Below are 7,534 nucleotides of genomic sequence, written 5' to 3'. Positions count from 1 at the left end.
GCTCAAAATTCTCTACCTGTTAAAGGTAAACCTTTAGAATTAAAAATTAAAAAATTAAAGATTAAAGAGGCTGATTGAGGCAGAAAATGTCAGAAGGGGGTGAAATATTGAGTAATTAATGATATATGAAACATTTTCTGCTGTTTATGATACAAAAACGAATAAGAATGTGTAGTTTTAGATGTAACTTTGCAAAAGAAAAAAAAACAATAACAAAAAACAATAACAAAAAACTCAATCAAAAAGTATGAGAAAAACAATAATTTCGGTAATGGCTCTTGTTGCTGCAATGACTGCAGGAGCCGAGGAAAAACGCGTGACAAGTCCCGACGGAGGACTTGTAGTGACAGTGAGTGACGAAGGCGGAAAGCCAGTATACAGTGTATCGCTCGACGGAAACGAGTGTATAACAAAGTCGCCGCTCGGAGTGGTGCTGAACTTTACCGACTACTCCACAGGTATGAAGATGGCTGGACAGGCTGAGCAGAAAACAGTGGACGTGGACTACCGACTGCGCAACATCAAGCGCTCTCATGTGAACCACAAGGCCACGGTAATGACTCTGCCGTTTGAGAAAGAAGGCAAGAGGGCTTTCGACCTCGTGATGCATGTATCGGACAACGACGTGGCGTTCCGATACCTGATTCATCCCGTGGGCCAAACGCAAGTGGCTGTGGTGAAGGAGGAGAAGACCGGCTTTTCTTTTCCCGAAGGCTCCACTACCTTCCTCTGTCCGCAGAGCGCACCGATGAACGGATTCGCACGCACATCACCCAGCTACGAGACCAACTACACCCTCGACGATGCCATGGGCAAAAACGGATGGGGCAACGGATATTCGTTCCCGTGCCTGTTTAAAATTAATAATGAAGAATTAAGAATTAAGAATTGGGTTCTCATTTCCGAGACTGGTGTCGACGGCTCTTATTGCGCGGGCCGCCTTCTGAACAAGGAAGGGGGATGCTATGTGATGGGCCAGCCACAGCCAGGCGAGATGAATGGTGCTGGCAGCACTTCACCCGCCATTTCGCTCCCGGGCTACACCCCATGGCGCACCATCACGCTCGGCGAGAGCCTTGCCCCAATCGTAGAGACCACCATTCCTTTCGATGTAGTGAAACCAAAATATGAGGCAAAGCAGGAGGCTAAGTACGGGCGTGGCTCGTGGAGCTGGATTATCGGTATGGATCCATCGTGCAATTTCGACGAGCAGAAGCGTTACATCGACTTCTCTGCCGCCATGGGTTACGAGTCGGTATTGGTAGACGCTCTTTGGGACACTCAGATAGGTCGCGAAAAGATAGCCGAACTGGCACGCTACGGCAAGTCGAAGGGTGTGGCGCTGTATCTCTGGTATAACAGCAACGGAGCATGGAACGACGCTCCTCAAGGCCCACGCCACCTGATGGACAAGTCTCATGCGCGTCGTCAGGAGATGGCATGGATGAAGAGCATAGGCATTCGTGGCATAAAGGTAGACTTCTTCGGTGGCGACAAGCAGCCGATGATGCAGCTCTACGAAGATATTCTCTCCGACGCCAACGACTATGGGCTTCTCGTCATCTTCCATGGCTGCACCTTGCCACGCGGTTGGGAACGCATGTATCCAGCCTTTGCCGCTTCCGAGGCAGTGCTTGCCAGCGAGAACCTTCATTTCTCTCAGGGCATGTGTGATGCCGAGGCAAAGAACGCCTGCATCCATCCTTTCATCCGCAACACCGTAGGCTCAATGGACTTCGGTGGCTCCACGCTCAACAAGTTCTATAATGCCGACAATCAGCATGGCAGCCAGCGCAAGACATCCGACGTGTTTGCCCTTGCCACTGCCATCATGTTCCAGAGTCCGGTGCAGCATTTCGCCCTTGCGCCCAACAATCTTGACGACGCGCCTTCGTGGGCCATCGATTTCATGAAGAATGTTCCCACCACATGGGACGATGTGAAGTTTATTGACGGTTATCCTGGCAAATACTGCATCATGGCCCGCCGCACAGGCGACCGGTGGTATGTAGTAGGCATCAACGCCCAGGAGTCTCCGGTGAAGCTGAAGCTCTCTCTCCCGATGTTTGCCGCCGGCAGTCAGCTTAAGGTCTATAGCGACACTCCATCCCTTGCGGGTTCTCTCAAATCAGTAACCCTCTCGAAGAAACAGCAGATACAGGTTTCCATTCCATGCAATGGAGGATTAGTGATAACGAAATAAGCCCCCCTTTTTTAATCTTTTAATTTTTTAATCTTTTAATTTTTTAATCTTTTAATTTTTCCAATCCCCCATACTGCCCCATAAACAATATCGCCCCTGTATAGTTGTCTTGAATCATATATACGAAAGGACGGTTGCAGTGGAAATCCACGCGGCGAGGTTCGTCAGGACGAATGGCGGTGAGCTTTACCATACCCATGGTGACAGCCGCCGCCTTTGTTCCTTCCTCGCTCACCTCTATTTTTGCCTTCTGAAGCATTTCCGACACATACACGTTGCCGTTGGCAAAGGAAGAGAAGTCTGCCCGTGAGGCATCGAACATCGAAGGCGCTCCCAACTTCGAGATGATGTCTTTCAGCGAGAGCTTCATCTCGGTGGTGAAACGCGGAAGCTTTAGGTCGACAAGACATTCTTCCATGTTGCGGCGAAGCGACGCTATGGAGTCGGCGTTGAGGCACTTCTTCACGTCGTCTACAAACTTCCCGTCGTTTGGCAGCAGCACTGTCATTGAATATGCGCCAGAGCCATAAGGCAGGGTCACCGCCGAGTAAACTTCGTTTGAAGTGTAGTAGTATTTAGCGTTGCGATGCATCATGTCTACATACTTAATGTCGCGGGTAAATCCGTAGAATTGCTCCTTCTTTGTGTCGTTCTTGTCAAACTTTTCTGACCATGTGCCATTGAAGTAGATAGCGTTCATGATGTAAGCCACAGCCGCTGGTTCTACTTGGTCAATAATGGAAGGAATCATGTTGTCGGTATGCTCGCTGCACCATCCGTTGATGCGCTGTGTGCTCTTTCCGTCATTGAAGTCGAGAGCTTCAACAGCACCTTGATAACACTTGTCTATGGTGGCGGCATAGTCCTTCTTGAGTTTAAACTCCTTGTTGAGGGCTATATAGTTCGCAATGTTGAGATTAGTCTGCTTGTCGGCAGTCTTTGCTCTTTTCATCAGATAGGCATAGAATGCGTTCATCTCGTCTATATTGAAGTCCTTGGCGCCGATGGTAGCCATAATCTCGTCTCTTGTAGTCGTTTCAGCACCGTTGGCAAGCATCGCCATGAGATAAGTAACGCTCATTGGCGAAACCACTTTCGAGCCCATCCCCTTCATCTCGGAGAAGAGGTTGAGGGCAAACTGGTTGTTGCGTTTTACGAGGTCGTATTGTGCGTCGGAAAGCACCATGAACTCAGGGTCGAGGTCATCATCCGCGGTCAAGTGTGTCATATCATTACTATTGTTTTCACTGATTTTCTTTGTTGAGCTGCAAGCCGACATGGCGAGCACTGCAGTAGCCATCATGGCGATGTTCAAAAATGTCTTTTTCATATTCCAAATCATTATTATCATGCCATCTAAACACCCATGATGCCATTTCCTTGCGTCAAGGTCCCGAATATTTGGTTTCTTTAACGAAAGGGGTGCAAAAATTACGGTGTAACCGGCAAATCCAGCGTGGGGAAGGTGTACAGTTGTACCATAAAGATATTTAAAAAAATCGGATTTTCTTTGGAACTTCAAATGAAAATGCTTAATTTTGCGCCATGACTTTACAACAGATGGAATATATCGTGGCCGTATACCGGCTGCGACATTTTGCAAAAGCCGCAGAACAATGCGGAGTGACACAACCCACACTGAGCGCCATGATACAAAAAATGGAAACTGAGCTCGGGGTGAAGATATTCGAACGCTCGTCGCAACAGGTCGTACCCACCAACATCGGCAAGCTCATCGTGGAACAGGCATGGAGAGTACTGGCAAGGGCAAAAAAAATCAAGGACATTGTAGAGGAAGAACGCCAAACACTCAAGGGACTCTTCCGCATCGGCATACTCCCCACTATCGCTCCATATCTGCTCCCACGCTTTTTCCCAAAACTAACCGCCGACTTTCCCGACGTTGACTTTCGGGTGATGGAGATGAAAACCGAAGCTTGCAAGCGGGCGCTCGCCAGGGGAGAACTCGACGCCGCCATACTCGTCTCCCTCGACGACATGGACAACTACAACCAGACAAGCCTCTTCTTCGAACAGTTCATCGCTTACGTGTCGCCCACCGACCCCCTGTCAAAAAACACCTCAATACGCTCAGCCGACCTCGCCGGCCACTTCCTCTGGCTGCTCGATGAAGGCCACTGCTTCCGCGACCAACTGGTAAAGTTCTGTAACATCAAGTCGGCATGCGACACCAAAGTCACCTACTCGCTCGGCAGCATCGAGACATTCATGCGCATGGTAGAGGCAGGACAAGGCATCACGTTCATACCCGAACTGGCCCTGCTCCAACTTAACGAATGCCAGAAGACCCTCGTCCGCCCCTTCGCCATACCCATTCCAACACGCGAGGTAGTGATGCTCACCTCAAAGACCTTCATCCGCAACACCCTGCTCAAAGCAGTGGTCGAAGCCATAAGACAAAGCGTCCCCGAGCGCATGCTGAAAATGAACAATACAGAGCAAAGGGTATAAAATATAGAGGCCAGCCCGACATCACTACCACAAATACGTCAACCTCTTCCATACACCCTCCAACGGCCCGTGAGTATGCCTGCTCATCCACCATCTGCAGAACATCACCTGACATGCCAGTATCACCACGCCCAAAGCCACGCTCTGAGTGTCGGAGAGATTAAGATACAAACCCCAATGGTAATATATCGCCGACCCCACGATGCTCTGTCCTATATAGTTAGTAAGACTCATCCGCCCGTAAGGCATAATGAAGCGCAACGGACGCGACAGCCGTGTGCAATAGAACGCAAAAAGCAGCGACGTCACAATCACGGTCATGAAACAAAACTTATGCAGCGACGTGATGATAAGCATCAGCGAAGCCATAAACGTCTTCGACGTCATCGCCCACAGACTGCTGTCGGCAAGCTCCTCGGCAGGCGTCGATGCCACAAAGTCAGGCAGCAGCGAACTCAGACCGTAGAGCGGGAAGAAGGCAACCAGCGCCATAGCAAGCACACGACCCCATCGGCGGCGGTTGGCCTCACTGTCGGCAAACCACTCCATGCGTCCTGCCGCCAGTCCAAGCATAAACAGCGACGCCGTCTGGCAGAACCTTCCCGCGCCCCACGCCCAAGCAAGGCTAAACAGCTGTCCTTCCCAGAGGTTCGTCCTCACCGTCTCCAAAAATCCCCCTTCAGCCAGCATCTTCATCGAAGCGTTCCAATACTCCCCGAAGTCAAACACCAGTATCTCCCGCTCGCCATCCACAATCGCCGCATACACCAGTTTCATCCACTCCACAGGCTGCGCCATCAGCACCGCAGCCACCACGAGCAGCGTCCGCGTCTTCAGTCGGCTGACCATAGGCAGCACGAGTCCCACGATACTGTACAGCACCAGCACCTCGCCACAGAAAAACGAAGCGTTGAGACAACCAAAGCCAAAGAGCAGCAGCATGCGCCAGCAAAATCTCAGTCGGAAGTCCTCGCCCCTCCGTGCCGCATTACGGTCCATGATATAGAAGCTGAAACCAAACAGCAAGGCAAATATTGCATACGCCTTACCTCCAATCACAAACCACAGTCCGTCCCACACCATCAGATCTACGAGTTTCAGCAGCGGCGAGTCTGGGTCCACCTGGTTGTATAGATTAAAATGCTCAATGCTGTGAAGCATGAGAATCATAGCCACGGCAATGCCGCGTATGGCGTCCACCACTTCGACGCGCGATTGTCCCTTTACGTTTTCCATTATTAATAGTATATTTAAGTTTCGTATGCGCTTACCTCCTTACCTCCTCTGACCATTGCAGCAGTGATATGCCCACAATTCGGGTACAAAGATAATAATAAACGAAGACAATACAAAAAAAACACCCCCAAAAAACAATAAAACCCAATTAAAAGGGCAAAATGTCATCATCAATCTATATTAATCAATGGTCTATACCTCCCCGATGCGCAGCCCCGCCTCTATAGAGTCATCACTTTTTGAAAGACAGGGAGTTGTACTAAAGTTCAGTTATCAAGGATTATTTGATAACTGACTCCGATGGCAAGAATTACAAAGTCATTTGCTACTCATTGCGGGTTCACTTCAGTACCTGTCCCTGTGACCCGATCTGGCACCTGTCCGTGTGCCACGAGGCGCACATCTATATATAAAGGGTTGGCTACCTTCCATATAAGATGTAGCCTTAACTGCCAATGAGATGAGAGAAGGTCTCTCGGTGTCGGTGTGCAGGCACTGGCATCAAACCCTCTGCAAGCTGCTGCAGTCGGAAACGTTAATCCTGATTCAAGTCATGTCAAAAGTCAGAGTCGGACAGTTCTGGCGACAAGCAATGCAATAACCTGTCTATGGCATTGTGGCATGCGGCATAGAGGTGGCAGGACAGTGATACAGGCTCGTTGGTGGAACGTGGGAAGCAGAAGTCGGAATGCCAAGGGAAATGCCGAAAGTGACGAACAAGGCAGAAATGTACCGAAGTCCTCTTCTGTGGCGGATTGCCCCGTAGTAGTGCTGAAGTGTCTGTAATGGACATGGAGCGAAGGGGGTGACACACTCAAGCAACTGGAATTATACAACTCTTAAACAAAGAGGAGGATATGATGAAAGAAGCAAAATCATTTGTGATAGACAAGACGGTATTGTTCATAGAGCCGTCCATAGAACCCTGCTTTGACCAAGACTCGTATGGTTATCGTCCCAACCGCTCCGCTTCCGATGCCATAGCCAAGGCACGTGAGCGATTCCACTACACGCTTGACAAGTGGATGCGCATTCACTATCCGAATATACCATTTGAACGTTATGCCGATGATACGATATGTCATTGTGTGAGCAAGGCGCAGGCGGAATATATGAAAGAAGTTCTGACCTGCCGCTTTGAACAATGCCGCTTGAAACTCAATGCGGAGAAGACCAAGATAGTGCAATGTGAGAAATCGGTGAAGAAACTGCATGAGAAGATGAAGGAGTGGAAACTGCATTCGCATCTTGACTGGAAACTCCAGCAGGTGGGGATAGAGATTGAGAGCCAAGTCCGAGGTTGGTACAATTACTATAACAAGTTCGGCAAGACAGAATTTGTCAAGGTCATGAACCACTTGAACATGGTGCTTGCCTATTGGATACGCAGGAAATACAAGCGTTTCCATCGCAAGCCCATTGTCAAGGCTTTCATTTGGCTGCAAGAGATAGCGAGCAAAGACCGTAGTCTTTTCTATCATTGGCAGAGAGGTCAAACCTAGGCTGTCAAGTTTGTTACAGATGATGTACTAAAATCCAACAGCCATTGACATAGTCCTAGCTCTACTGAAACATGGATTTGCAAGGAGTGTCTCCCTTCTCCATTTTGTTATGTCATTGAGT

The 7,534-nt window shown here is 49.3% G+C and carries 6 protein-coding genes; 4 read left to right on the top strand and 2 right to left on the bottom strand.

Annotated features, from left to right (window positions below):
- Positions 1 to 247 precede the first annotated feature (247 nt).
- Positions 248 to 2,203, top strand: coding sequence for a glycoside hydrolase family 97 protein (locus tag CIK98_RS00025; RefSeq protein ID WP_094382261.1), 1,956 nt, complete (start codon positions 248 to 250; stop codon positions 2,201 to 2,203).
- Positions 2,204 to 2,246: 43 nt separating this feature from the next.
- Here CIK98_RS00025 and CIK98_RS00020 read toward each other — a convergent pair whose 3' ends face one another.
- The gene (locus CIK98_RS00020; protein WP_094382262.1) at positions 2,247 to 3,533 is read right to left on the bottom strand and encodes a serpin family protein; all 1,287 of its coding nucleotides are present in this window, start codon (positions 3,531 to 3,533) and stop codon (positions 2,247 to 2,249) included.
- A 215-nt stretch (positions 3,534 to 3,748) separates the two neighbouring features.
- On the opposite strand from CIK98_RS00020, the gene CIK98_RS00015 reads away from it, so the two are divergent.
- Positions 3,749 to 4,675: a hydrogen peroxide-inducible genes activator gene (locus tag CIK98_RS00015; RefSeq protein WP_094382260.1), complete on the top strand. Its 927-nt coding sequence runs from the start codon at positions 3,749 to 3,751 to the stop codon at positions 4,673 to 4,675.
- Positions 4,676 to 4,699: 24 nt separating this feature from the next.
- Here CIK98_RS00015 and CIK98_RS00010 read toward each other — a convergent pair whose 3' ends face one another.
- Positions 4,700 to 5,911 carry a DUF418 domain-containing protein gene (locus tag CIK98_RS00010; protein ID WP_094382259.1) on the bottom strand — a complete coding sequence of 404 codons (1,212 nt, stop codon included), beginning with the start codon at positions 5,909 to 5,911 and terminating at the stop codon, positions 4,700 to 4,702.
- 621 nt (positions 5,912 to 6,532) lie between these two features.
- Here CIK98_RS00010 and CIK98_RS17800 point away from each other — a divergent pair.
- Together CIK98_RS17800 and CIK98_RS00005 are read left to right on the top strand one after the other, a co-directional pair.
- Complete coding sequence (locus CIK98_RS17800; RefSeq protein ID WP_172409747.1) at positions 6,533 to 6,697, top strand: hypothetical protein; 165 nt, start codon at positions 6,533 to 6,535, stop codon at positions 6,695 to 6,697.
- A gap of 71 nt (positions 6,698 to 6,768) precedes the next feature.
- Entirely contained in the window at positions 6,769 to 7,413 is a 645-nt protein-coding gene (locus CIK98_RS00005) for a group II intron maturase-specific domain-containing protein (RefSeq protein WP_094382258.1), read from the top strand.
- Positions 7,414 to 7,534 lie beyond the last annotated feature (121 nt).

The sequence above is a fragment of the Prevotella sp. P2-180 genome (assembly GCF_002251435.1).
Lineage (GTDB): Bacteria > Bacteroidota > Bacteroidia > Bacteroidales > Bacteroidaceae > Prevotella.
Note: the sequence above shows the minus strand (reverse complement) of the source record. Positions and strands in the feature narration are given on the sequence as shown.

Excerpts from the sequence above, each read along its gene's own strand:
- CIK98_RS00025 (WP_094382261.1), top strand. The coding sequence starts at position 248 with ATGAGAAAAACAATAATTTCGGTAATGGCTCTTGTTGCTGCAATGACT.
- CIK98_RS00020 (WP_094382262.1), bottom strand. The coding sequence starts at position 3,533 with ATGAAAAAGACATTTTTGAACATCGCCATGATGGCTACTGCAGTGCTC.
- CIK98_RS00015 (WP_094382260.1), top strand. The coding sequence starts at position 3,749 with ATGACTTTACAACAGATGGAATATATCGTGGCCGTATACCGGCTGCGA.
- CIK98_RS00010 (WP_094382259.1), bottom strand. The coding sequence starts at position 5,911 with ATGGAAAACGTAAAGGGACAATCGCGCGTCGAAGTGGTGGACGCCATA.
- CIK98_RS17800 (WP_172409747.1), top strand. The coding sequence starts at position 6,533 with ATGCGGCATAGAGGTGGCAGGACAGTGATACAGGCTCGTTGGTGGAAC.
- CIK98_RS00005 (WP_094382258.1), top strand. The coding sequence starts at position 6,769 with ATGATGAAAGAAGCAAAATCATTTGTGATAGACAAGACGGTATTGTTC.